The organism is Pedobacter nototheniae (assembly GCF_032678625.1).
GTDB classification, from domain to species: Bacteria; Bacteroidota; Bacteroidia; order Sphingobacteriales; family Sphingobacteriaceae; genus Pedobacter; species Pedobacter nototheniae_A.
In genome coordinates, this window is sequence record NZ_JAVTSO010000004.1 from 284985 (window position 1) to 311082 (window position 26098).

Below are 26098 nucleotides of genomic sequence, written 5' to 3' on the forward strand. Positions count from 1 at the left end.
TCTATTAAAAAGTTATTTTTTTTCTGGCATCAGCACAAGTCTCACAAAATTCTTTTCCTGGATGTATTTTACCGCGGCCCGCTGAACCGTTTTTGTTGTTACCCCATTTAGGGCAGCATTGTAATTGTAGAACTGATCCAATGGCTCTTTGGTCATGATCTGCGAGGCCAGGTAATCTAACCAGAAATCATTATTAGTTGAGCCAGTTTGCATACCAACCCTTCGGGCAGCCTTAAACTTCTGCAAATTCTCTGCTGAAGGTCCCGAAGTCCTTAACGCCTGCACCTCTTCTCTTGCTGAGGTAATTAGTTTTTCAACATTTTCTGGTGCACAGTCAAAACTAATGATCAGGCTGAACCTGCTCTTTAGATATTTAGACATATTGATCTGCACATTTGGAGTATAAGTTCCGCCCTGCTGATCCCTCAGCCGCTGGGTCAGCTTGATCTTTAAAACATCTGCAACGGCATTCATATCAATGGTATTCTGAAGGTTATAATCAAAATCGCCTGAATAAGTTAAAAACACGCTTGACTTTTGTTCGTTGCCCAAGTACACCGTTTTTGAAATTTGACCGGCCGGAATGTGGATACCAACATCCCTTGCAGTTTCATGAAGGTTTTTAGCTGGCAAAGCGCCCAGGTATTTTTCCAGTAAAGGTCTGATCGTTCCTTCATCCAGGTTACCAACAAAAAGGAAAGTGAAACCAGAGGCATCAGCAAAACGCTCCTTATAGATTTCAAAGGTTCGGTTTAGCTTAATCTGGCTCAGCTGATCGGCACGCTGTGGTCTTTTACGGATGTGAGAATTCCCTAAAACAAAGTTTACCGTATCCATAAACACTTTAGAACGATTATTTCCGGTGGTCGCCATCTCCTCTTTAGTTCTTTCTATCAATGTGGCAAAAGCTTCCTCATTTTTCCGGGGTTCGGTAAAATAAGCATGAAGAAGTTCCAAACTGGCTTGCAAATCTTGTGGAGTCGTACTCCCATTAAAACCCTGATATTCATCTATAATAAAAGGGCTTACTTGCACTTTTTTGCCCGCCAGGAGCTTATTAAGTTGCAGTGCATCATAATTTCCTGCTCCGGCAGCTACCGTTAGCTTTGCCGCATTAATGGCGCTTAGATAATCTGCATCAGAATATAAACTGGCCCCGCCAGCAGAAATACCTTTAAACAAAATCTGATCATTTTGAAATCCCGTCTTTTTCAATAGAATAGTCATTCCATTGCTCAGGGTTAGCTTTTGGACACCCACAGCCTTAATTTCTTCGGTTGATGTGATTTTTCCTGGAGAAGGCTCAACCTTTAATAGAGGCAGATCTTGTACATCTTCTTCAGCATCAGGCAAACTTTGCGTATAAACGCTTTCTATCCAGCGATCCACAGTAGGGGAATCGGGTAAAAATCCTTTATTGTGCTCAGACCCCTTAACGATAATATCGCGATCTTTAGACTTAAGATAGGTATCCAGCAGGCTATTAATCTCTTCTAAGGTAATATCAGGAAGTAATTCTGTCGTTAACTGGTATTCTTCTTTGATCCCCTGAGGTATATTACCTGTCAGAAAATGTTGCAAGTAGGCTCTAATAAGCACTTCTGATGCTGTTTTATCTTTCTCACGCATCTCATCAGACATCTTTTGGAGATAGCTCTTTTTTACCCTGTCCAATTCTTTGCCAGTAAAGCCTTGCTCCTGCATTTTTCGTAGTTCCAGCCAAACACTTTTTAGTGCTTGTTCAGTTTCTGCTGGTTTAGTGGTTACACCAACAGAAAAAGAAGTCAATCCACCTGATAAGGGTGAAAAACCTGCAAGTGGTAGTCCTCTAAACCGGTTGTTTACGAGCTGCCCAAATAGGGTTTTTAAAAGAACGGCCCGGAAGTCTGTCGTTGTAGTAAGCTTATCAGTGTACTCTTTCATCATTATCTCCACAGATATACCAGCCATTTCTGCGTCTATAAATTGCATATACTGGCCTTTTCCTGTTAGTTTAGACTGGTAAACTGTCCTTACTTTTTCATTTGCAGGTTTTTTCAAATCGGAAAACTTTGCTTTAATATTTTTTTCCATCTGATCAGGATCAATGTCCCCGACCACCAGAATGGCCTGCAAATCGGGGCGGTACCAATCTTTATAATAATTGCGTATTTCTTCTGGAGAAACCTTAAGCAACACGTCTTCGGTACCGATTGGCAAACGGGTACCATAACGGGATCCGTTGGTATAAAAGGGAATAGCCTTTTGCTGGTAACGCTGTGCAAGCCCATCGCGATAGCGTTTCTCTTCGAGAATCACATGGCGTTCACGTTCTACATCTGCAGCATCAATATTGGCTTCCTGTGCCCAGTCGCGCATAATCTGTAAACCATTGGCAAGCAAATCCGGGTTGTCGGAAGGTAGCGGAAGCTGATAAACCGTTTCATCAAAGCCCGTATTGGCATTAATGTCTGCACCAAACCGTACACCGGATTTCTCCAGGTAATTGGTCAATTCCTTTTTAGGAAAGTGTTTGGTTCCGTTAAAGCTCATATGCTCTACAAAATGTGCCACTCCCCGCTGCTCATCAGTCTCCAGGATAGACCCTGCCTTTACAGCAAGGTACATAGTTACCCGATTTTCAGGCGTTTTATTTTTACGGATATAATACGTAAAGCCATTGGCTAATTTGCCTGTCCTTACTTCTGGATTGAGCAGCAAAGGCTGCGTACCCATTTGGGTTTTGCATGCCAAAGGAATGCAAAGCGCAGCCATAGACAGAAACCTAAAAAAATTATTTTTAACTAACATGTTGCTGATTTTTAATGATCTCTATAATCTTTTCATTTTCAATAATGATCATTCCCTGACGATCGGTGGTGATTCCAGAAGCCAGTGTATATGGATATGTTGGCGCACCATCTCTCATCACAGTTGGAAGGTAAGAGAACTGCAGGTTGTTGCAAGTTTTTCTTAAAGCCTCACCTACTTCAATAATATGGGTAGAAACCACAAAGAAACTATTCCTGTTTTCTGCAAAAGCCTGTGTTACTGCAAGGGTAGCATCATAGGCATCTTTTACATTGGTCCCTTTAAACAGTTCATCAAACAGAACATACAAATCCAGGGATTCGCTCACTGCTTTAGCTACCGTTTTAGTGCGCAGTACCTCTGCATAAAAATGGCTGTAGCCCATATCCAGATTATCGGACACGTTGATAGAGGAGAATAATCCATCCTTTACAGAAAATTCCATCCGTTTTGCCGCCACCGGAAAGCCCATGTGTGCCAGATAAACCGCAATTCCCATCGATTTCATAAAAGTCGATTTTCCGGCCATATTGGCGCCGGTTAAAAACAGCACGTTACGCTCACGGGTCAGGTGCAGGTTATTGCTTACCCCTTTTCTTAATCCAGGGTGCCGAAAACCTTCCAAATCCAGGAGCATCTCTTCAGCCGGCAATGCCCTGGCATATACAAAAGCTTCTTCGCGGGCTATTGCGGCCACGCCCATATATACATCCAGTTCATAAATCAGCTTCAACAGCACTTCCATCTCTCGCATCATGGCATGTCGGATGGTATAATCATTACGAATCAACTGGCCCAGCGAAGGCTGCCCTTCAGGCGTATTCAGAACACTTTCAAGTTTGGGGTCCTGCAATATTTTCCATGCGGCATCAAGGTCTTTTTGATAAATACCCACATTTGGCTTACCCTTTAGCTCTGAAAAGAAGTCGCGAAAAGCCTGCAACACTTCAATGGTTACCGATTGTCCGGCTTGTAATTGGAGCAGTTCGGCATTGTGAAAAAGCACCTGTCTGAACTTCTTGGTAAAGATGCCCCAGGCCACCCTTGGTAAGGCTGCTCCGGCGCCACCTGCCAGGTAATCTTCCATGGATTCTACCTGCGAACGGATTACGGGAAAAATCAGGCTATTTTGCTGAAAAAAGTCAAATAAAGCACTTCTGTTATTTATTCGATTAACGTCATTTAAAGGTTCGCGAAACATACCATCCAATACTTTCTCCCCGCCGCGGGTTTGCAAATGGTTAAACAGGCTATAAATAGATTGTTGCTTAAACTTGCCTTGCAGGTTCAAGTCTTCTATGGTCTGCTTATCGGCCTGAAAATGCTGATATTGGGGCTTTACTCCAGTTTTATCGTTAATTAGTTCCAGTACTCCTTCATTATTCACAATGATCATCCCATGACGGTCATCAGTAATCCCTTCGCTCAATGTATAGGTGTACGCAGGTTTGCCCTGCTCCATACGCGTTGGGAGGTAGCGGAAGCTCATATTTGGGCACCGCTCCTTTAATACTTCTCCAGCTTCCATAATATGCGTAGAAACCACAAATAAAGAGTGTGGCTTGGCTGAAAAAGCCTCCATGATGGCAATTGTACCTTCATAAGCATCCTTAACATTCGTGCCACGGAATAATTCGTCGAAGATGACAAACAGGTTTTTTCCTGCACCAAGTTCTACTGCAACTTTTTTTACCCGCAACACTTCGGCATAAAAATGACTGGCACCCATGGCCAGATTGTCGGGAAGGTTAATTGTAGTGTACATCCCATCGCATACTGAGAATTCCATTTCTTCAGCGGCGATTGGAAAACCCAGATGAGCGAGGTAAACCGAGATTCCCAGCGATTTCATAAAGGTAGATTTACCTGCCATATTTGCCCCCGTGAGGAATACAATATTCCCGTTAGGATTCATTTCTAACGTATTGGGGATTGCGTGGCTAAGCAGTGGATGGTAAACTCCTTTCAATCGAAGACGGTTTTCATCACGTTGTAGCGCTGTGGCGAAAATAAATCCACGTTCAGTAGCTACCCTGGCGATGGAAATACATACATCCAGAAAATAAATCTGCTGCAAAATTTTCTCGAGCAACCCACGCTGCTGGAAACGCAGGATATTATCGTATTCCACAATCCTGCCAGACGAGATTTTTCCTTTGCCATGATCCTTAAAAATCAGCTCCAGTTCTTTGGCATTCAAGAGGGCTAAAACAGTAGAAATCTGTCTGCCATAGGGATTATTTACCACCTTAGGCTCGATTTCCAGCATAAACTTTTTTAGTCCCTGAAGGATTTCCATCAGCGCCGTTACACTTTGTCCGGCCGCATTAAAATCAGCCATACTAAAACCCTGGTTAGAAAGGCGGCTTCTGGGGTCCGTATTTGAAAGATATCTTTCAGTTTCTTCAAAACGGTTACCTTGTAAAGGGAAAGCTGTTTGACTTTCCTGAAAATACCGCAATATTGCTACACGCTCATTTATGGCCTGATGATCAGAAAGTGGACTGCGGAACATTTCCTCCAGCAGGGCCGCACCACCCTGCGTGAAGGTCTTGTTGAAAATATGGTAGATTGAATCGCTCCCCGATTTGGAGAAAACGTTCAAATCATCTATTGTTTGTTTATCAGTTATAAAGCTCATCATTATTTTCTTTTTCTGCGGATCAAAAGCACCATACCAAGCAAAATGATTGCGCCAGGTATAACTGCATAATACATTACTTTTAAAGTTTTAACGCCCGCTTTGTTTAGCTTTAGATGTGCATCTTTTGGAGCGGGGCGGCTCATATCTATCGGAAATTCTGCGTTGGAAAACCAGCTAAAGATGCTGATCGCAACAGAGCCATTTGCTGTTTCCAGATTGCCCCTGCTCAGCTCCTTATTACTAAAGAAATCGGCATCGCCCGAAACCATAATCCGCTGTTCTTTGTTATGAATTTTACGGGTTAGCATCAGCGTTGTCGGAAAAGATCCCTGCTCATCACCTGTCTTTTTATCAAACACCAGTGCCGCCGAATCCAGCACAAATGATCCTCTTTTGATCCAGCTTGTGTTGGAATCGGTCATTAAAATTGGCTCAACTTTAAAATTACCCTGATGTTTGTCCTTTAAAGCTGCAGCACCTGACATGGAAACCACTGTTTTTTCATCAAAAGGTTTTTTAAGTGCTGGCGACATTAGAACTGCTGCAGGGGTTAGCCGCGGGGTAACCAGGCCATAAGAGTAGTCTCTGCTACGCTGTACCAGGGTTCCATTGAGCATTTCAACGCCCAGCGAATCCAACAAAGGGTTTACAATGGCTTGTTTACCCGGTTCACTGGCAATCAACACATTACCACCCATTTGAATATAATTGCGCAGATTGGTGAGCGCTGCTGGATTTAATACAGCCCGTGGGTCACCAATTACCAATACAGCAATATCTTTAGGAATTATGCCATGCTCCAAAGAAACACTGTCAATATCGAAACCCATATTAATCAGGGAGGTTTTGGCCAACTTATTATTGAAAAGCATTTGATAATCCCGGTCGCCAATTTTATCTACCCTGCGCTGATAGGCATCCGTAGCAAAAACAATTTTAGGCGGTGTTACCACCAGGCGTTTCAAAGCAGCGGCAATCCCAGCCTCTTCAGGCCAGCCATCACCATCATCAAAGGTTCGCAGAAAGGTCGATTTCCCTTTGTATTTCAATTGCATCACCATCCGGTCGCCTTCCCCGCGGAGGTCAACCTGTTTACGGATTTGCTCAGGGCTTAAAAAGCGGCTGGTATCCATATCTCTTGCTTTCGCTTCTTCTTTAAATATGGCTTTTATGCTTTTTCCGGGATTAGCGGCATAAAACTGTGGATCAAGAAAATCATAATAGTAGACCCAATGGAGATTGATATTTCCTTTAAAACGCAGATAAGGCTCCCATTTGGCAATGCCGTACAGCCGTTGAACCGGAGCACCTATAGTATAACTTTGATGCAGTCCGTTTATATAGGCCGTCACTTCCACCGGCTCATCTCCCATCTTCTTTAAAACATCCTGAACTGGCTTTACAATGGTGTTAACTTTAGTTTCTGTGGCATCATAATACACAATTACCGCTTGGCGGGAACTTAAATAAGCAACCGCAAGCCCAATTACTATAATCGCAAAGTATCGGCTGGTCTGGTAAAAAACAGACCTGGAAGAGCGTAAGAGTTTTAGTCTGGCAATCGTAAATGACAAAAAGATTCCGGAGATCACGATATAATAAATTACATCTCTACTGTTCAGCAATCCCGATACCATGCGCTCTGCCCGGCTGGGCATGGAAAGGCTATTGGTCAAATCGCGAACAAAGTCTATACCCTTCCCAAAACTTCCAATGTAGTTCATAAAGGCCAGTACACCAAAAGTCCCTAAGGCTGCTACAATCTGATAACTGGTAAGACTGGACATAAAAATTCCGACCGCTGTATAGGCACTTAAAAGCAAGAAGCAGGAGAGCATGGCTACCAATACATGCGGATAATCAAAATGATCTACTACACCCACACCCACAATAAAGAAAAGTCCTGATACCACCAGGATGATAACCAGATTGTAGATAAGCATGGCCAAAAACTTTCCATAAATGATCTCCCTGATTTTTACCGGAGAAGAATATAAAAGTTTAATGCTCCCACTGCTAATCTCCCGGCTGATGAGCCCCATCGTGATTAATGGGGTATATAGATATAAACTTCCAAGTATGGTATAAAGGATTCCCAGAGTTGCTCCTGTAGAAGTGGTGAACAGCCGGCTTGTTAAAAAGCCATTATCTCCAATAAGTTGTTGTAAATACTGCATTGATGCTATTCCTGGTATAAATGCATGGGTCATTTGCACAAAAAATACAATGATTAGCAGCCAGGCAATAGGCGAATAAAATAGCAGACTAAGTTCCAGCTTTGCTATTTGTATGATTTTTTTCATTCTATAAAGTGATTCTTAGTTAGATATCCTGGATAACTGGGCGAAAGTTTCATCTAAGGAATTCTTTTCCATATTCAATTCACGCAGTCGCCAGTTTTGTTTTGCACTTTCCAATACCAGCGTTTCAGAAATTCCTTTGTCTCCGTTGAAATAGATTCGCAACTGTTTTTCTGTCAGGTATTCTACCCTGGTAATGCCTTCTATCGCCTGAAAAGCTTCTGCCGGAGGTGCATTCTCCATCACAACCAACATGCTGTGCGGGGCAATATAATTGTCAAAGGCTTCCATGGTATCTGAAAAAACAATCCTTCCGCTTTCAATCATCACAATGTCTCTGCACAAGTATTGCACTTCAGTTAAGATATGGGTAGAAAGTATAACGGCACGATCTGTAGCAATATCTTTAATTAATGCACGTACTTCCAGGATCTGGTTAGGATCCAAACCATTAGTCGGCTCATCAAAAACGACAAGTTTTGGTTTATGGATGATGGCCTGGGCAATTCCAACACGTTGCTTATAGCCGCCTGATAAATTTTTGATCAGGCGTTTATTGATATGGCTCAATCCACAACGTTCTTTAACCTCTTCCAAAGCCGATTTTAGCTTCGAATGTTCTACCGAACGCAGGATGGCACAATGGACTAAGTATTCATCCACCGTAAGATCCATATATAAGGGTGGAGTTTGCGGCAAAAAGCCAATCTCCTGTTTGGCACGTTCAGGCTCCTTTCGCAGGTCAATCCCATTGATGATTACCTCTCCCATGGTTGGGGTTAATACCCCGCAAAGAATGTTCATCGTAGTAGATTTGCCGGCACCGTTAGAGCCAAGCAAGCCCAGTATCCCACTTCTTGGGATTTCAATATTAATGTCGCGGATAGCCCAGCTGGTACTATAGCGATGCGATAGTCCAGTAATACGAACAATTGGTTCCATATTTTAAATGTGTGTTAGGTATTTATTCGAGAAGACAGCTGTAAAAGCTTTAAGAATTAAAAATCATAGACCAGAAATGGGTCATCGGCAAGGTTGCCCTGAGCATCGTTGGGCAACCAAACAATTGTATAGTTTCGGTAGCGCCATTTATTTACCTCGGCATTAATGCTGCCAACATCTTTTAAAGTATATCGGGTTAACAAGGAACCCGATGCCTGATCATAAAATTCGATTAAAACATCTGTAGTTGCCGAGGTTGCATTTACAGTCAAGTAGTCGGTAACTTGCTTGTAAGCTAAGTTATTTACGGTCTTATCTGTCCCGTTGCCTGATATTTTCACATTCACCGGCTTTTTATCCGGAGATAAATTAATCAAACGCAAACCTGCAACACTATCTGTTAGCGAATGAAAAGGGGGCATTTTATTCACTAAAAGCATCTCCGGCTGCGAAAGTGTTCCAAATAAAAACAATGTTGAAGCCTCGTTGGCGCTGAGGTTAAGAGACGTTTTATAAATGGGTTTATCATTTGCGTTAGTGTCTGGAATCTTATAAATAAGAATAGGCTGTTCTTTGGAAGGAAGCGAGAGATGATTATTAGGTGAATAAATGCGGTATTTAATCCACATTGGAGTTCCGAGTCCTGCCGCTGGGCGTTGTTCATTAAAGTTAGCAGCCAGAAAATCACCACCCTGCAAAGCATTGACAATTGTTAGGGACGTTAAAGTTTGTGGCTGAACATCCTTTTTACAGGAAATAATTGCTGAGAAAAAAAGCCCGGCTAAAATATATAGGAAAATTAGATTCTTCATAATGTTCAATATTTAATGGTTGGGTCTGGTTCTAATAATTTGGGTTCTGAGTCAGAAAATGATCTCTTTGCAATTCTGTTTTCGGAATTGGATATAACAACTGGTAATTGCCCCGCCATGGTTGCTTCGCTGAAATCGCCGAAAGCACCTGCTCTGCTTTTCCAGTTCGCTTTAGGTCAAACCATCTGTGGCCCCATTCCCCAAAAAGCTCTGTTTGCCTTTCCTTTGCAATGGCTGCCAGGGTTTGATCTCTGGTTAAGCTTTTTGACAATGGCAGTATTCCAGCCCGCTGACGTAAAATATTGAGGTCATCGATACCCGCAGAAAGCTGTCCACTAAGCGCAAAGGCTTCTCCGCGAATAAGATACATTTCAGCAAATCTCAAAACCATATAATATTCAGTCGCAGCACTACCTATCGCCAGGTTATGAAATCCTGTTTTATATTTATATATAAACCTCGCACGATAAGTCTGCCCGCCTTGCGAGAAATCTGTACTATCTATCCAGGCCGCTTTACGGAGATCTCCAGGTTCAAATGATTGAAGCAAACTGGAAGAAAGATCTCCGGCAGGCCCCGTATGTAATGGAGAAGGCAGAAGGTAAATCGCTTCCGGCACCGCATTGCCCGTAAAATCTTTATTTACATTTTGCTGAAGCTGCCAGATGGTTTCCGAACTGTTTTTAAGGAAAACTTTGTTCAAATCTGCCGTTTCCAATTGGTAAAGGCCAGTTTGTCCAATTACATCCGTAGCCTGCTGAATGGCGTTCGCGTTATCGCCTGTGTACAGATAAACTCTGGCCAATAATGCTTTAGCCGCCCATTTATTTGCCCGGATACGTTCTCCCCCACCCGCAGCATAATCCGCTGGTAAATCATTTGTTGCCTCGATAAGATCGTTAATAATCTGCTGATAAACGATGTTGGCTGCCGTTCTGGGTTTGTTGGAGTTTTCAGCAAGGTTGGTCGTCAACACTAATGGTACATCTCCGAAACAGTTTACTAAATAGAAATAGCTAAAAGCACGAATAAATTTAGCCTCAGCAGTAAGCTGGGTTCTGGTTTGCGCATGAAGTAAAACAGATTTTGAAGCCTCAATTCCTTCAATTACCGCATTGGCACCATAAATGGCTTGATATGCTGATGACCAGATGCTGTTAGTAAAGGTGCTCTCTGCGGTTAGCGCATTTCTGGCTGCCTCACCACTGGAGTTATTTACTGCAAAAATAGTACCTACAATACTCAGTTCATCTGCAGATGCCCTTGCAGTTTGATTTACCGCCCCACTCGCAAAAGAGGAATTAGCATTCGCATTGATCATTTGAGTCAATATACCCGCCATGGCACCTATTGCCTGTGTATCATTGTTAAAAACCTTATCCGTAGTAAGACTGTTTTTAGGATCTGGAATCTCCACCAGTTTATTACATGAAAACAATAAGAATGCTGATAACAGCAGTAGAAATTTATTTGAATGATGGTTAAGCATAATCATGGTTTATAAGGTCAGTGAAAGGCTTGCAACAATAGTTTTAGCTTGTGGCAACGATCCGAAATTCTGTGTATCCGGATCAATTCCCTTGTATTTGGTCAATACCCATAAATTTTGGGCATTAATAGAAACGCCCAGGCGTTTTCCATCAAGAAATTTCTTCGGCAGCATATAAGATAAACTCACCGTTTGCAACCTAAGAAAAGAGGCGTCAGTATAAGCCAGATCAGAGCTGCTTATAACTGAATTTGATGGCGAACCAGTAAGGCTGGTTAATGCCGCATATTTACCCGATTGTCCAGGCTGTTGCCAACGGTTATTAAAAACCTCGGTTGGTATATTTACCATATTCCCTGCAGGCACACCTGAATAAAATGCACTTATCCCCATTTGGTTTTTATAATATAAATTAACCAATAGGGAAAAGTCTTTGTAACGAAATGTATTACTCATTCCGACCGTAAACTTTGGGTCCCTGTTAATGGTAATGTACCGGTCATCATATCCTGAACCCGGTCTGCCTGAAGAATTTGAACTAATTGACCCATCCTTGTTATGGTCTTCAAAAACATATTGACCAGTCATTGGGTCAAGGCCAATATAGTGAAGCAGATAAACATCATTTACAGATTTACCAACCACATACTGCGTTGCGTAACTGGAAAGTTCAAGGTCTGGGTAACTCAACAAAATGTTTTTGTTAAATGATGTGTTTAAACTTAAGTTCCAGCTGAAATTATTTGTTTTGAATGGCATAGCACTCAATTCAAATTCCCATCCGCTATTTTGAACCACAGCCGACCAGTTGGCCGTTACCGCGCCGAAGCCTGTAAATAATGGCGTTGGATAATCGGTTAGCTGATTACCGCACCTGTTTCGGTAATAATCCACATTGATGTTAAGATTTTGAAAGAGATTTATTTCGAAGGATAAATCTAATTTTTTATTTACCTGCCACTGAAAATTTGGATTCACCGCATGAAGGCTAACCAGCGGTGTAACCCCGCCATAGGTATAATAAGGCACTCCATTATTCATGTTAGACCATTGACTGATGTATTGGTAATCGCCTACACCATCACTTCCAGTAAGGCCATAACTTCCTTTAAATTTCACAAAATCAATAAAGGAAGGAAGGTTTCTTTTAATCCAGGATTCTTCAGAGGCAATCCACGCAAAACCTAAAGACCCAAAATTTCCATATCGTTTCCCAGGTCCAAAACGTGAAGACCCGTCTCTTCTTCCGCTTAGATTAATGATATATTTTCTGTCCCAGTTATAGTTAATTCGACCAAATAACGCCGCGTATTTAAGCTGACCATAAGTATCACCTACAATCATAACGGTTGGTGCAAGTTGCAGGGAACCCAAAAGATTATCATCCGTGTAGCCCAATCCATAAGTATTCTGTCCCGAAGTAATAGTCTTGCTAAGGGCAGTACCCAAAAAGGCTGAAAAATCACCCTTACTTATGGTGGTATTATAACTCATTTGCGGTTCAATGCTCCAGGTCTGATTATTGTTTGTCCCGATATTTAACCCCCCGGTTGGGTTATCAATCGGATTTTGGGCTGAAATTGGCGATCTGCCTTCGCTCTTCTGGTTGGTGGTATTAAAACCAAAAAGGCTGGAAATTTGAAGTCCGTTAAACACTTCGTAAGAAAGATTTAACTTAGTCATTACTATAGTTGCGGTTGAATTTAATAAAGTTTTAAGTGTTCCAAATGGATAACTATTCTGAAGTCCTACATCGTTCCACTCTTTATAATTCAATTCTCCATTACCATCATAAATCGGAGGCGCATTTGGCGGAAGCGTGGCAACTGAAGGTGTAGAATTGATGTTGCTATTAGAATAGGTATAATTAACTGTTAGCGCTGTTTTTAGCCGCTTGTTAAAAGCCGCATTATTGATGCTGACCGCTGTTCCGGCAACCTGATCTGATCCGCTTACCGTTAAAATGGATGTTGAACGGGTATAGCTTGGGCTAATCATAAATTGTGTATTTTCATCTCCGCCAGAAATGGACAGGTAGGTTCTTGTCATCTGACCAGTATTTCCCCATAATTCCTTTTGCCAATTGGTATATCTTGTTGTATCCCATCCTACAATATCCGGGGCATTTTGAAGTGTCAATGGAATTCCGTCATTTTTAAATGCTTCTTTTCTCATTTTCACATAATCCTGAGTATTCAACATATCCCAGTAACGGGTAACCTGAGAAATCCCATGAGAAATACCCGCACTAATCTGCGTTGGCCCCGCCTTCCCTTTTTTAGTTGTAATCAAGATTACACCATTGGCACCCTTCGATCCATAAATGGCTGTAGCATCAGCATCTTTTAGCACATCAATGCTCTCAATGTCAAGCGGGTTGATGTTAAACAATGGACTTTGCCCGTTTCCTGCCGTATAACTTCCGTTCTGGATAATCCCCGGAGATCCGCTTTCATAGCTGGCATTGCCCCCAACGTTGAGGTAAATAAGCGGTACACCGTCAATAACGTATAAGGGTTCTGAAGGATAATTCGGACTTATGGTACTGCGCCCACGAATTTCAACTTTTACAGTTCCATTTGCATAGCCCGTAGCCGGAGTTACATTCATTCCAGGCACTTTTCCAACCAAAGCTAAAAGAGGATTCATAATTGGCTGTTTTTCAATTTCTTCTGCTGTTACCGAGGCAATATTACCTGTCGAAAAGCGACGACTGGTCTTACCATAAGCCATCACCTGTACTTCATCCAGCTTAGAATTACTCAATTGCAATCTGATTTCAAGCACACGATTGCCAATTCCAACTTCCTTGGTGGTATACCCCATAAAAGATACCTGCAAAATGGCATCATCGGGAACATCTTTTAAACTAAACTCCCCTCGTGCATTCGTTATGGTACGGGCTTTCCCGTTTTTAACTGAAACAGTTGCGCCGGGCAGTTGCAGTCCATCAGCACCATATACATACCCGCGAACACCGGTATCCTTAAAAACATCCGCTATTTTATCTAAAACGGAAGTTTCCTTTTGCTGAATAACAATAGATTTTTTGGTGATGGAATACGTTAGGGAGAGTCCTTTAAAAATTTCTTTTAAGGCCGTTTCTAAAGAAGCGTTCTGAAGTTTTACATTAATCTTTATCGAACTCAGATCAGCATCTTTCCAAAAGAAATTATATCCGGTTTGCTTTTCTATAGTGGAAAAAATAGTAGTAAGTGGTGCATTATTTTGTTGGATATTTACGGTTTGGGAATATCCAACAGCCGCCACTTGCACACAGGTGACGGTGATGATGAAAAAAATCAGTTTCATAACCAAAATGGTTTTACGCATCAGCCGCCCCGTCAGCCAGGCGGTTTCTGCATATGAGGATAAATTCATACGTTTGTATTGTTTGGGTTTGGATTAATTGTCAAGAATTATTCACTATTCCGATTGATCGGATCAGGTTAACCCAAACGCAAAGTCCGGGGAAAAGTGTCGAAGCCTTCTCCGGGCTTTTGTTTCGTGTGGTTAACCTATAATTAAGCCTAACCGCTTTGTAGTATAGATTTTTTCATGTTGGTTGTTTGGTTTAGGTGGTTTATTATTTAGTTGATTTTATTTATTAAAAGCTGCAGGTTTACTGCAGCACAATAATTTTTCTGCCCTCTACCCTAAAGTGCAGGTTGCCAAGTTCCAGTACTTTGAGCACTTCAGAGAGGGTATAGCTTCTTTCAATTTTACCGTAAAACTGGCCGTCTTTAACAGTACCTTCATAAACTACTTCTACATCGTACCAACGGGCAATCTGCCTCATCAGGGTATGGATATCGGTATGGTCAAATTTAAAAAGTCCGTTCTTCCAGGCAACTACCTCTTCAGGATCTACTTCCATCACCTGAATGCTGCGATTGTTGAAAATGGCTTGCTGCTTAGGTTTAATGATGGTACCATTTACATTTACGCTTCCCTCCAGCAAGGTGGTTTTAATGTTGGGTTCGTCCAAATAAGAATTAATATTGAAATGGGTACCCAATACCTCTACCGTTTGGCTTCTGCTGATCACTTTAAATGGTTTTGATTTATCATGAGCCACTTCAAAATAGCCTTCGCCACTTAGCTCAACAACCCTGTCTTTACCTTTAAACTGAGCAGGATATTTTAGGGAAGAAGCCGCGTTGAGGATTACTTTTGTTCCTTCGGATAAGATTAAAGTATATTGTCCTCCAACCGGGGTACTAATGGTATTGTAAATGGTTTCTCGTTGTGTTTCATTAGCACCTAAATAGACCAGCTGGCCATTGGCAGTTTTTTTAATGACCGTATTAGCTTCATTCGCCAGTTTTCCATTTTTGGCATCTGTTAAACTAATTTGTTGACCGTTTGCAAGCGTTAATATGGCTTTATTAGAACCTGGAGCAATATCATGAGCTTTTAATTCAGCCAGGCTGTTATTACCACCCGTAGGTTGGTTTGCATAATAAAGGATTCCTGCCCCGGCTACCAAAATTACTGCTGCAGCCGCAGCAATACGTTGCCAAAGTTTAAATCGCTTTGCCGGAGCTTTCCTGGAGATGATGCCGGCATATTCAAAAGTGCGCAGGCTAAGTTCCTCATCAATGCTATCGAAATCTATTTCGTCATCTTTAAGGTAAAGACTATCGGATTTTTGCATATACCAGTTTTCCAGCTTCGCTTTTTCTTCAGCCGATGCTATTCCCTGATTATATCTTTGAACCAATTCTTTTGCCTGTTGCTTATCCATATCTTTTTGAGGGTTAAGTTACAGGTAAACGGGTGAACGCAAAGTTGGGGGTAGAAGAATTTTGAAATAATTTAAAATCAACGTAAAAGCAGTAAAATCCCTATTCCAATTCCCATATTATTGAGCTTTGGTTTAATAACTTTTAAGGCATTTTGAACCTGTTTTTTAACGGTTTGTTCTGAAATATTCAATTTTGAGGCAATTTCTTTATGTGAAAGGTTATCTTTTCTACTTAACTCGAAGATTTCCCGCATTTTTGGAGGCAATTTCTGAATCTCCCTTTCCAGGATTTCCAATATCCGCTTTTCATCAATCGCATCAACCTGATGGTTTACAGGATCAGACATAAAGCTTGCAATTTCTCCAATATAATCACTTCGCACTTTGTTTTTTTCGATCAGATCAAATACCCGGTTCCTTGCCGAAGTATACAGCAAGCCAGACATGTTGGTATTGTGTTTAATAGATTCTGCCTTAATCCATAAATTCCCGAAAACCTCCTGCACAATATCCTTAGAGTCTTCTTCATCCCTAAGCATTTTATAAACATGTGCATAGATTAGCTTCCAGTAGCGGTTGTAAATTTCAGCAAAAGCCTCCTTGTCTCCCTCCTTTAAAAGGGAAGCCAATTCTTCGTCCGGAAATTTACTATAGGGAATCATGATATGAATTTCTTTTCTAAGGTATAAAATTTCATATAATGTCAATAATATATGCACGAAATAACTTAGCTCACGGGAATATTTGCTAAATTTTGGCTTCTAAAACTATTATAACGTTAACAACGAATTAATGATTAGAAATATATCAACCCCTATAAGCCCGATATAAACACATTTAAAAAAGAATAGTCTTTGATCTTATTTCTAAAAATTCAACATCCCCTGTAGTGAGAGTGACTAAAGATCCTTGAGGCTATCTATCTGAAAAACAAAAAATTGGAAGGCAAAAAAAAGGGGCAAAAGATTATTTAAAATCTTTTGCCCACTACGGGGTGGCTGATGGGGCTCGAACCCACGACCCTCGGCACCACAAACCAATACTCTAACCAACTGAGCTACAACCACCGTTTTTTAGTGTCACAAAAGTACAACTTTTAATATTTCCTGCAAAAAAAATATGCTTTTACAGGCAATTATTTTTTAATTCCTTATATTTCAATTATTTGAATTTTCACTTTTTTATTAAAATCACATAAAAACCCCTATTACGAACCTAAAAACTTAGATTTGCAGCGTTTATGATTGAGATTTATACCGATGGAGCAGCAAGCGGTAACCCCGGACCAGGTGGTTATGGCACTATTTTAAGAGCAGGCAAGCATTATAAAGAATTAAGTGGCGGTTTTAGAATGACCACCAATAACCGAATGGAATTGTTAGCCGTAATTAAAGGCCTGGAAGCTTTAAAAAGTTTAAATCAGGAAGTAATGGTTTATTCTGATTCCAAGTATGTGGTAGATGCTGTAGAAAAAAAATGGGTATTTGGCTGGGTAACTAAAGGATTCAAAGACAAAAAGAACAAAGATCTTTGGATGCGTTTTCTGGAATTATACAAATTGCACAAAATAAAATTTACCTGGATTAAAGGCCATAACGACCATCCGGAGAATGAACGTTGCGATCGTTTGGCTGTTGCAGCATCGCACGATAAACAGAATTTAGCAATTGATAACTTTTTTGAAGTTGAACGAAGCAAAGCAAATTTGCTTTAATTAATAAGCGTAAAACGCTGAGCATTTAATTACAAAATGCTCAGCGTTTTTAAATAGTTTTAGTCTATTCCGCCAACAATCCCCAGGTCTTCAAGCTTTGCTTCTACCTTATCGGCATTTAATTCGCTTGGATTGGTATAAATAGCCATCATTTCTTCAGCTTTATTAACCATATTTTTAGACCCAATAAAAATTGGTACCCTTTGGTGTAATTCTGTTGGCTCTACCTCTAATATTCTTTCAAAACCTGTTGTGGCTTTTCCTCCGGCCTGCTCTATAATGAACGCCATCGGATTGCATTCGTACAACAGCCTTAATTTTCCTTTTGGAGAACGTGACGTAGTTGGGTAAATGTAAATACCACCTTTAATCAGGTTGCGGTGAATGTCGCCAACCATAGAGCCAATATACCTGGATGTGTAAGGTCTTTTAGTTGCTTCATCTTCCACCTGGCAATATTTTATGTATTTTTTCACGCCATCTGGAAAATGCACATAATTTCCTTCATTAACGGAGTAAATATAACCTGTATCCGGAATTTTCATTTGAGGATGTGATAAACAAAACTCACCGATAGAGGGATCTAAAGTGAAACCGTTTACGCCTTTTCCGGTGGTATAAACCAACATGGTTGACGAACCATAAATAATATAACCTGCAGCAACTTGCTCTGTTCCTCTTTGCAGCACATCTTTTATTGATGCTTTGCCTTCGATTGATTTTCTGCGAAAAATAGAAAAAATTGTACCTACAGCAACATTTACATCTGTATTAGAAGAGCCATCAAGCGGATCGATACACACAATGTATTTGGCATTCTGAGATACCGGAGATTCAATATGGATAATTTCATCTTCCTCTTCGGTAGCTACAATACAACACTCGCCTCCACTGGTTAAGGCTGCAATAAATTGTTCATTTGCGTAAACATCAAGCTTCTTTTGCTCCTCTCCCTGTATATTTGTAGTGCCTACGTCTCCTAAAATATCGACCAATCCAGCCTTATTTACTTCCCTGTTTACAATTTTCGCTGCAATACCAATGTCTCTCAATAGTCTGGAAAGCTCTCCCTTTGCATAAGGAAAATCGCTTTGTTTCTCAATAATAAACTGTCCTAATGTTTTAACGCCACAAATCATACTTAGTGTACTTTTTACATTATCTACCCGATAATTCTATGGCCTCTAAGGTATGAATATTTTCATCAGTTATGCAAAAACGAATTAAGGTTCTAACTTTATGCCAGCCATGTTTACCAGCCGCACCGGGGTTTATATGCAAACATTTGATTTTAGCATCAAACATTACCTTTAAAATATGTGAATGCCCGGTTATAAATAATTTAGGCGGCTTAGTGTAAATTTCTGGCTTAACCAGCGCAGAGTACCTGCCGGGATAACCGCCAATATGCGTCATCCAAACATCCACCCCCTCACACATAAAACGATTATGCTCCGGAAACTCTGCCCGAATAATTTTATCATCTATATTACCATAAACCCCTCTTAATGGTTTAAAGGCAGCTAAAGGTTCGGCCACGCCCGGACCAAAATCTCCGGCATGCCAAATTTCATCACAAGTTTCGAAGTGCTTAAATACCGCATCATCCAAGTAACCGTGGGTATCTGATATCAATCCTATTTTTTTCAATGATTATTATTTTTTTCTCATCATTTTAAATGTTCCGTTGGGCTGTATAAATGAAATCGATAAAGCTTTGGCATCGCCATCTTTCACCTCAAATTTCAAACTATATCCTTTTAAGTCTCTTAGATTAAAAGTATCATTTCCCACTGAAACAGTTTCATATTCAGGCTGCCCTACTACATAAACAAATAAAGTTTTGCCTTTTAAATATACTTTTGTTCCATTATCATAATCTCCTATGTATTTATCTAAAGCTTTCTCATCTAAACTTACCACCTTTTGTTTTGATGCAAATATCATGGGTTTCATCCCTGCTTCAAGCGGAATACTAATGCTTTCGATTTTACCATCCGGGCCACTGATAAAATTAAATCGCAAATTACTAACTGCAGTATCTATTTTCCCGTCTTTATCTATTCCACTTATATTGAATACATCATAATGGTAATGTCTAAGCAAAAGACGTTCTTTTCCCATAGTGGCAAAAAGTGAATCGTTTTTAAATGCCACGTCTATAGTACCATAAGCAAGGTTTTCAAAAGCTCCATCGTAATTTTTTAGTGGATGAGAAGGTTTCGTGTTTAAAACATGATCGGATTCCTCCTTTTTATCAGCAACTTTCTTTCTTTCTTTGACCAAAGCTTTTGATTTATTTAACCGACCGTTCCAATCCGTGTTTTTTAACCCAAGCATCCTGTCAGCAATACTGCTGTATAAAACTTCGGGAACTTTAGACGTATTTTGGTTCGTTAAAATCACTATCCCTAATTTATCTGTAGGAAAAAAAGACACACTTGCTGAGAAACCATTGATATTACCACCATGCTCTACCATATAATGCCCGCGGTAAGAATTAATCATCCAGCCAAAACCATAATTAGAAAGAAAAATATCTTTATCCTCTCCGGGCAAACCTCCGTTAATCACCATTTGCGAACTTGCAGCCTCTACGATATAAGAAACCGGTAAAATTTCTTTCCCATTATATTTACCATCATTTATCCAAACCTTTAACCAGTGTGCCATGTCGTTTACACTGCTATTTATGCTGCCCGCAGGGCCCATGCCATCAATATTATAATAATCTGTTTTCTCAATTGCGCCCTGATCATTAACGGTATAGGGCAAAGAAGCATCCGCATCTTTTTCCATTTCAAAAACATTGGTATTAGACCGGTTCATTTCCAATGGATCAAAAAACTTCTCTTTAATATTCTGCTCCCATGTTTTACCGCTCATTTTTTCTACAATCATACCCTGCGCTAAAAACATAAAATTATTGTACTGCCATTTTTCACGAACTCCAGCAGTAGGCTCCATATAGCGCACCCTTTGTATTATGCTATCGCGATTAGAAGTATTAAAAACAAACCAGGACAAATCGTAACGCGAGAGGCCAGTACGGTGGCACATCAAATCGCGCACGGTAATTTGATTATTCATATTATCGTTGTAAAAACGCAGCTGTGGCAAATAGGAAACTGCATTGCCATCAAACGATAATTTTCTTTCTTTTTGCAATAAACCAATTAATGATGAGGTAAAAGCTTTGGTGCTCGAGCCTATTGCAAAAAGGGTATTAGGTGTAACCGGTTTTTTATTTTCAAGATCGCGGTAACCAAAACCTTTACTATATATTACCTGATCGCCTTTTACTATCGCTACAGCAAAACCAGCCATCTGCTGATCTTTTAAAATCCGGTTAAATAAAGTATCTATCCCTTTTAAAGGATCGGTTGTTTTTTTTGATTGAGCTAAGGAGGATAATGCGATTAGGCATAATAAGAGAGCACTTAGTGGGCTTTTCATTTTAATTTGTTTGAGATAAGTTGTACCCTCCTAAATTACAAATGATAATCAGATAATTTAAGATTAGCCGAAAATAAAGACAGATTCTGCTGGAGAAGTTATTAGAATGCTAAAAAAAAATCTTTGAGTAAAAGCCTGTATTCGTGTGTATTTTGCTTTAAAGATTCGTAGATGTAAAAATCTGTTTCAATTAGCGGCACATTACCCTTACTTAAACAGATGATCTGCCTGAAGGTGGGTTTGGTTTTATCCGAATGCAGATTAACCCTTTTACAAAGCGACAAATCAAAGCGATGAGCCTTGGTTACAACTTCATCTGCTTGTTTAACGGGAAGGATTAACCATAGTTTACCATTGGCACTCAAAAGGTGGGCGGATTTTTTTAGCAGCATTTCAAAAAAATCAACATCAGCATGCCTTGCTATTCCTTTTCTGTGTTCTTCATTTTTCAAATCATTCACAAAAAAAGGAGGATTAGATACAATCAGATCATACTTTTGCTGACCAGCAAATTCCTGAAAAGCCAAATGATGTATCGTTAACCGCTTATTAAAAACGGATAACTGAAAATTTTTCTGTGCGGTTTCTGCAGCCAGTTCATCTATTTCTACCGCATCTATCAAAGCATTAACAAAACGTTGCGCAAGCATCAGGGCAATTACACCTGTACCGGTTCCAATATCCAAAATACGTAGAGGAGCTTGATGCGTTACCATGGCGCCAAGTAAAACACCGTCGGTATTTACTTTCATAGCACAACCCGTCTGATCGATCTGGAACTGCTTAAACTTAAAAACATTGTCCATAAATTATACCTCGTAAAGTTCCAGAGGTAAACCATCCGGATCAGTAAAAAAAGTAAATTTTTTATCGGTAAATTCATCAATACGAATCGGCTCTGTTGCAATTCCATGAGCTGAAAGACGTGCAATCTCCTCTTCAATATCATTAACTTCAAAGGCTAAATGCCTTAACCCCTGCGCTTCTGGCCTTGATGGCCGTGCGGGCGGATTTTCAAAAGAAAAAAGTTCGATCTGATACAATCCATTAACGGCCAAATCTAATTTATAAGATTTCCGCTCTGCCCGGTAAACTTCAGCCAATATTTCGAAACCCAGTTTATTTACATAAAAATCTTTCGATTTTTCATAATCGGCACAAATAATGGCTATATGATGGATTCGGGTAAACATATTTATAATTTTAGACTAATGATTTGAATAACGCAGGCAAAGTTGCAAAATATCTCCATCACTTAATCAAAATTCGGGCTAACTTTCTTGCCCCTCCATTATTTATTCAATCTCCATAACTCAAAAACCAATTGTCAAAAATCTACACCGTCTGTAATTATAGATCTTACCAATTATTAATTATGCTTTTTGACATTCAATCATTCAAAATTCGTTCATTCAATCGCCCCATTACGCTAATTTTTCATTTAAAAAAGCTAAATTTGCAGCTTCAAAAAAAAAGCATGATTCATTTCTTCTTAAGCCAATCCAACGCGGTTTTTGTTTTACAAACAGAACAAGCGCTGTCTACTGTTGATATTACGAAATTAGAATGGTTATTCGGTGGAGCTAAAAAACAAAACGAAACAGTTTTAACTGATTTCTTTGTTGGCCCCCGCGCAGCAATGATTACTCCATGGAGTACAAATGCTGTTGAAATCACTCAAAACATGGATATGCAAGGCATAATCAGAATTGAGGAGTTTCAAATTGTAAATGAAGATTTTACGGATTTTGATCCGATGCTTTCTCAAAAATACAACAAACTGGATCAGGACATTTTTACCATTAACATTCAACCTGAACCAATATTAGAAATAACAGACATTGCCGCCTACAACAAACAAGAAGGACTTTCTTTAAGTGATGAAGAAGTAGATTACTTAAATAATCTTTCTAAAAACCTGGGCAGGGCTTTAACAGATTCAGAAGTATTTGGTTTCTCTCAGGTAAATTCAGAACACTGCCGTCATAAAATCTTTAACGGAACCTTTGTAATAGATGGCGTAGAACAGCCTACTTCTTTATTTAAGTTAATCCGTAAAACATCTGAAGAAAACCCTAACGATATTGTTTCGGCTTATAAAGATAATGTGGCTTTTATTAAAGGCCCGAAAGTGCAGCAATTTGCACCAAAACGTGCCGATGTACCTGAATATTACGCATTAAGCGATTTCGAATCCGTAATCTCTTTAAAGGCAGAAACACATAACTTCCCTACCACTGTAGAACCTTTTAATGGTGCTGCTACAGGATCAGGTGGTGAAATTAGAGATCGGTTAGCTGGTGGACAAGGTTCTTTACCTTTGGCCGGAACCGCTGTTTACATGACTGCTTTATCTCGTTTAGAAGAAAATCGTCCCTGGGAAAAAGGTGTTGAGGAAAGAAAATGGTTATATCAAACACCAATGGACATCTTAATTAAGGCATCGAACGGCGCTACAGATTTTGGAAATAAATTTGGCCAGCCTTTAATTACAGGTTCGGTTTTAACTTTCGAACATGAAGAACATTTCGATAAACGCAACGCAACCCAAAAATTAGGTTACGATAAAGTAATTATGCTTGCCGGAGGTATTGGTTATGGAAAAGCAAGCCAGGCTAAAAAGCAAAAACCAACAGCTGGCGATAACATCGTAGTATTAGGTGGTGAAAACTACCGGATTGGAATGGGTGGAGCAGCCGTTTCATCTGCTGATACCGGTGCACACGGAAGTGGCATTGAATTAAATGCAATCCAGCGCTCAAACCCCGAAATGCAGAAAAGAGCAGCCAATGCCGTGCGTGGTATGGTAGAAAGTGATCATAACACAATTGTATCTATACACGATCATGGTGCAGGTGGGCACTTAAACTGCCTTTCTGAACTGGTTGAAGAAACTGGCGGCAAAATTAACTTAGATAAACTTCCTGTTGGCGACCCAACCCTTTCTGCTAAAGAAATTATTGGCAACGAATCTCAGGAACGTATGGGATTGGTGATTAGCGATGAGCACATCGGTACTTTACAAAAAATTGCCGATCGCGAACGTTCTCCAATGTACACTGTAGGTAAAGTTACCGGCGATCATCGTTTTACCTTTGAATCGGCCACCACAGGTGCCAAACCAATGGACTTTGAACTAAAAGACATGTTCGGCAGTTCTCCGAAAATTGTGATGGAAGATCAAACCCTTGATCGTCAATATCAACCGGTTACTTACGATACAACAAAAGTTAACGAATATTTAGAACAAGTTTTACAGCTGGAAGCTGTGGCTTCAAAAGATTGGTTAACAAATAAAGTAGACCGTTGCGTTGGTGGCCGTGTGGCTAAACAACAAAATGCCGGCCCACTGCAATTGCCTTTAAATAATTGTGGTGTAATGGCTTTAGATTTTCAGGGTAAAGAAGGTATTGCAACTTCGGTTGGACATGCCCCGCTTTCTGCTTTGATTGATCCAGCGGCCGGAAGTCGTAATGCCATTGCCGAATCTCTTTCAAACATTGTTTGGGCCCCTTTAAAAGATGGTTTGAAAAGTGTTTCCCTTTCTGCAAACTGGATGTGGGCTTGTAAAAACGAAGGTGAAGATGCCCGTTTATATGCTGCAGTTAAAGCTTGCTCTGATTTTGCAATTGATTTGGGAATCAACATTCCAACCGGAAAAGATTCACTTTCAATGAAACAGAAATATAAGGATGGTGATGTAATTGCGCCAGGTACGGTTATTATTTCTGCCGGCGGTAATTGTAACGACATTACCAAAGTGGTAGAGCCTGTTCTTCAGAAAGATGGCGGTTCAATTTATTACATCAACCTTTCTAACGATACTTACAAGCTTGGAGGATCATCTTTCGCACAAATTTTAAACAGGATTGGCACCGAAACACCTGACGTTAAAGATGCTGACAAATTTAAAACTGCTTTTAATACTTTACAACAATTAATTAAGGAAGATAAAATACAGGCCGGGCATGATGTAGGCAGCGGTGGTTTAATTACCACTTTACTGGAAATGTGCTTTGCTGATCGCAATTTAGGTGCAGATATTGATCTTTCATCATTGGTAGAAGAAGATATTGTTAAGGTCCTTTTTGCCGAAAATATTGCTGTTGTTTTCCAGGCTGATGCTGCTGTTGAAACCATCCTTAATCAGAATGGAGTTGCTTACCACAAAATTGGAGAAGTAAGCAATACCGCCAGCCTTAAATTAAAAAACCAATCAGACAGTTTAAATTTCGATATTGATCATTTACGTGATGTTTGGTTTAAAACCTCTTATTTATTAGATCAGAAACAAAGCGGGCCTGTAAAAGCCAAAGAACGTTTTGATCACTATAAAAACCAGCCTTTAAATTACACCTTCCCTACTCAGTTTGACGGTAAAAAACCAGTAATTGACCAAAGTAAGCCAAGACCAAAAGCAGCTGTACTCCGCGAAAAAGGCAGTAACTCGGAACGTGAGCTGGCAAATGCGATGTACCTTGCCGGTTTTGATGTTAAAGATGTACACATGACCGATTTAATTTCGGGCAGGGAAACATTGGAAGACATCCAGTTTATTGGTGCGGTTGGTGGTTTCTCTAATTCTGATGTTTTGGGATCCGCTAAAGGCTGGGCTGGTGCATTTATGTTTAACGAAAAAGCTAAGGTAGCTTTAGAAAACTTCTTTGCCCGCCCTGATACACTTTCAGTTGGCGTTTGTAATGGCTGCCAGCTTTTTGTTGAGTTGGGCTTAATTAATAAAGACCATTCAGAAAAGCCAAAAATGCTGCATAACGAAAGTCATAAACACGAAAGTATTTTTACTTCTTTAACCATTGCAGAAAACAATTCAGTAATGCTTTCCACTTTAGCAGGCAATACTTTAGGCGTTTGGGTATCGCATGGCGAAGGTCGTTTCAGTTTACCTTATAGCGAAGATCAATACAGCATTGTAGCCAAATATGCTTACGAGAGCTATCCTGCAAGCCCTAACGGATCAGATTACAATACCGCCATGATGTGCGACACAACGGGTCGTCACCTGGTGATGATGCCACATATTGAACGTTCTTTATTTCAGTGGCACTGGGCAAATTATCCAAAAGGCCGTAAAGATGAAGTATCGCCTTGGATGGAAGCTTTTGTAAATGCCCGAAAATGGATTGAAAAGAAATAATCTAAAAAAATCTAGCCGCTTTAATAAAGCGGCTTTTTTTATGACTAAT

The 26098-nt window shown here is 40.2% G+C and carries 16 protein-coding genes and 1 tRNA gene; 2 read left to right on the plus strand and 15 right to left on the minus strand.

From position 1 onward, the window contains the following. Positions 1 to 12 precede the first annotated feature (12 nt). The 10 genes from R2Q77_RS13975 to R2Q77_RS14020 all read right to left on the minus strand — a co-directional run bounded on the left by R2Q77_RS13975 (position 13) and on the right by R2Q77_RS14020 (position 16791). Complete coding sequence (locus R2Q77_RS13975; protein ID WP_316804348.1) at positions 13 to 2790, minus strand: M16 family metallopeptidase; 2778 nt, start codon at positions 2788 to 2790, stop codon at positions 13 to 15. Beyond that, positions 2780 to 5434: a MutS-related protein gene (locus R2Q77_RS13980; protein WP_316804349.1), complete on the minus strand. Its 2655-nt coding sequence runs from the start codon at positions 5432 to 5434 to the stop codon at positions 2780 to 2782. The genes R2Q77_RS13975 and R2Q77_RS13980 overlap by 11 nt, the downstream gene beginning before the upstream one ends. Next, positions 5434 to 7737 (minus strand): Gldg family protein, encoded by a 2304-nt coding sequence (locus R2Q77_RS13985; RefSeq protein ID WP_316804350.1) that lies wholly within the window; start codon positions 7735 to 7737, stop codon positions 5434 to 5436. The genes R2Q77_RS13980 and R2Q77_RS13985 overlap by 1 nt, the downstream gene beginning before the upstream one ends. Before the next feature lie 15 nt (positions 7738 to 7752). After that, positions 7753 to 8676 carry an ABC transporter ATP-binding protein gene (locus R2Q77_RS13990; RefSeq protein WP_316804351.1) on the minus strand — a complete coding sequence of 308 codons (924 nt, stop codon included), beginning with the start codon at positions 8674 to 8676 and terminating at the stop codon, positions 7753 to 7755. 56 nt (positions 8677 to 8732) lie between these two features. Beyond that, positions 8733 to 9488, minus strand: coding sequence for a DUF4397 domain-containing protein (locus R2Q77_RS13995; protein WP_316804352.1), 756 nt, complete (start codon positions 9486 to 9488; stop codon positions 8733 to 8735). Positions 9489 to 9519: 31 nt separating this feature from the next. Beyond that, entirely contained in the window at positions 9520 to 10905 is a 1386-nt protein-coding gene (locus R2Q77_RS14000) for a RagB/SusD family nutrient uptake outer membrane protein (RefSeq protein WP_316804353.1), read from the minus strand. 81 nt (positions 10906 to 10986) lie between these two features. Next, positions 10987 to 14358, minus strand: a complete 3372-nt coding sequence (locus tag R2Q77_RS14005; RefSeq protein WP_316804354.1) for a SusC/RagA family TonB-linked outer membrane protein — start codon at positions 14356 to 14358, stop codon at positions 10987 to 10989. Positions 14359 to 14599: 241 nt separating this feature from the next. Next, a complete protein-coding gene (locus tag R2Q77_RS14010; protein WP_316804355.1) occupies positions 14600 to 15724 on the minus strand; it encodes a FecR family protein in 1125 nt (374 codons plus the stop codon). A gap of 77 nt (positions 15725 to 15801) precedes the next feature. After that, a complete protein-coding gene (locus R2Q77_RS14015) occupies positions 15802 to 16386 on the minus strand; it encodes an RNA polymerase sigma-70 factor (RefSeq protein ID WP_316804356.1) in 585 nt (194 codons plus the stop codon). Positions 16387 to 16717: 331 nt separating this feature from the next. Next, positions 16718 to 16791: transfer RNA gene (locus R2Q77_RS14020), tRNA-His, on the minus strand. Positions 16792 to 16964: 173 nt separating this feature from the next. Between R2Q77_RS14020 and rnhA the strand changes: the two genes are divergently transcribed. Further along, entirely contained in the window at positions 16965 to 17438 is a 474-nt protein-coding gene (rnhA, locus tag R2Q77_RS14025; protein WP_316804357.1) for a ribonuclease HI, read from the plus strand. Positions 17439 to 17497: 59 nt separating this feature from the next. Here rnhA and fbp read toward each other — a convergent pair whose 3' ends face one another. The 5 genes from fbp to R2Q77_RS14050 form a co-directional block, all read right to left on the minus strand. Next, positions 17498 to 18577 carry a class 1 fructose-bisphosphatase gene (gene fbp, locus R2Q77_RS14030; RefSeq protein ID WP_410479285.1) on the minus strand — a complete coding sequence of 360 codons (1080 nt, stop codon included), beginning with the start codon at positions 18575 to 18577 and terminating at the stop codon, positions 17498 to 17500. A gap of 19 nt (positions 18578 to 18596) precedes the next feature. Continuing rightward, entirely contained in the window at positions 18597 to 19088 is a 492-nt protein-coding gene (locus R2Q77_RS14035) for a metallophosphoesterase family protein (protein WP_316804358.1), read from the minus strand. A gap of 6 nt (positions 19089 to 19094) precedes the next feature. Beyond that, positions 19095 to 20894: a serine hydrolase gene (locus tag R2Q77_RS14040; RefSeq protein ID WP_316804359.1), complete on the minus strand. Its 1800-nt coding sequence runs from the start codon at positions 20892 to 20894 to the stop codon at positions 19095 to 19097. Positions 20895 to 20995: 101 nt separating this feature from the next. Continuing rightward, positions 20996 to 21700, minus strand: a complete 705-nt coding sequence (locus tag R2Q77_RS14045) for a tRNA1(Val) (adenine(37)-N6)-methyltransferase (protein WP_316804360.1) — start codon at positions 21698 to 21700, stop codon at positions 20996 to 20998. 3 nt (positions 21701 to 21703) lie between these two features. Next, a complete protein-coding gene (locus R2Q77_RS14050) occupies positions 21704 to 22087 on the minus strand; it encodes a VOC family protein (RefSeq protein WP_316804361.1) in 384 nt (127 codons plus the stop codon). A gap of 182 nt (positions 22088 to 22269) precedes the next feature. On the opposite strand from R2Q77_RS14050, the gene purL reads away from it, so the two are divergent. Further along, a complete protein-coding gene (gene purL, locus R2Q77_RS14055) occupies positions 22270 to 26049 on the plus strand; it encodes a phosphoribosylformylglycinamidine synthase (protein ID WP_316804362.1) in 3780 nt (1259 codons plus the stop codon). Positions 26050 to 26098: the final 49 nt, after the last annotated feature.

Excerpts from the sequence above, each read along its gene's own strand:
- R2Q77_RS14015 (WP_316804356.1), bottom strand. The coding sequence starts at position 16,386 with ATGATTCCCTATAGTAAATTTCCGGACGAAGAATTGGCTTCCCTTTTA.
- rnhA (WP_316804357.1), top strand. The coding sequence starts at position 16,965 with ATGATTGAGATTTATACCGATGGAGCAGCAAGCGGTAACCCCGGACCA.
- R2Q77_RS13980 (WP_316804349.1), bottom strand. The coding sequence starts at position 5,434 with ATGATGAGCTTTATAACTGATAAACAAACAATAGATGATTTGAACGTT.
- fbp (WP_410479285.1), bottom strand. The coding sequence starts at position 18,577 with ATGATTTGTGGCGTTAAAACATTAGGACAGTTTATTATTGAGAAACAA.
- R2Q77_RS14005 (WP_316804354.1), bottom strand. The coding sequence starts at position 14,358 with ATGAATTTATCCTCATATGCAGAAACCGCCTGGCTGACGGGGCGGCTG.
- R2Q77_RS14045 (WP_316804360.1), bottom strand. The coding sequence starts at position 21,700 with ATGGACAATGTTTTTAAGTTTAAGCAGTTCCAGATCGATCAGACGGGT.
- R2Q77_RS14050 (WP_316804361.1), bottom strand. The coding sequence starts at position 22,087 with ATGTTTACCCGAATCCATCATATAGCCATTATTTGTGCCGATTATGAA.
- R2Q77_RS13985 (WP_316804350.1), bottom strand. The coding sequence starts at position 7,737 with ATGAAAAAAATCATACAAATAGCAAAGCTGGAACTTAGTCTGCTATTT.
- R2Q77_RS13990 (WP_316804351.1), bottom strand. The coding sequence starts at position 8,676 with ATGGAACCAATTGTTCGTATTACTGGACTATCGCATCGCTATAGTACC.
- R2Q77_RS14040 (WP_316804359.1), bottom strand. The coding sequence starts at position 20,894 with ATGAAAAGCCCACTAAGTGCTCTCTTATTATGCCTAATCGCATTATCC.
- purL (WP_316804362.1), top strand. The coding sequence starts at position 22,270 with ATGCTTTTTGACATTCAATCATTCAAAATTCGTTCATTCAATCGCCCC.
- R2Q77_RS13975 (WP_316804348.1), bottom strand. The coding sequence starts at position 2,790 with ATGTTAGTTAAAAATAATTTTTTTAGGTTTCTGTCTATGGCTGCGCTT.
- R2Q77_RS14010 (WP_316804355.1), bottom strand. The coding sequence starts at position 15,724 with ATGGATAAGCAACAGGCAAAAGAATTGGTTCAAAGATATAATCAGGGA.
- R2Q77_RS13995 (WP_316804352.1), bottom strand. The coding sequence starts at position 9,488 with ATGAAGAATCTAATTTTCCTATATATTTTAGCCGGGCTTTTTTTCTCA.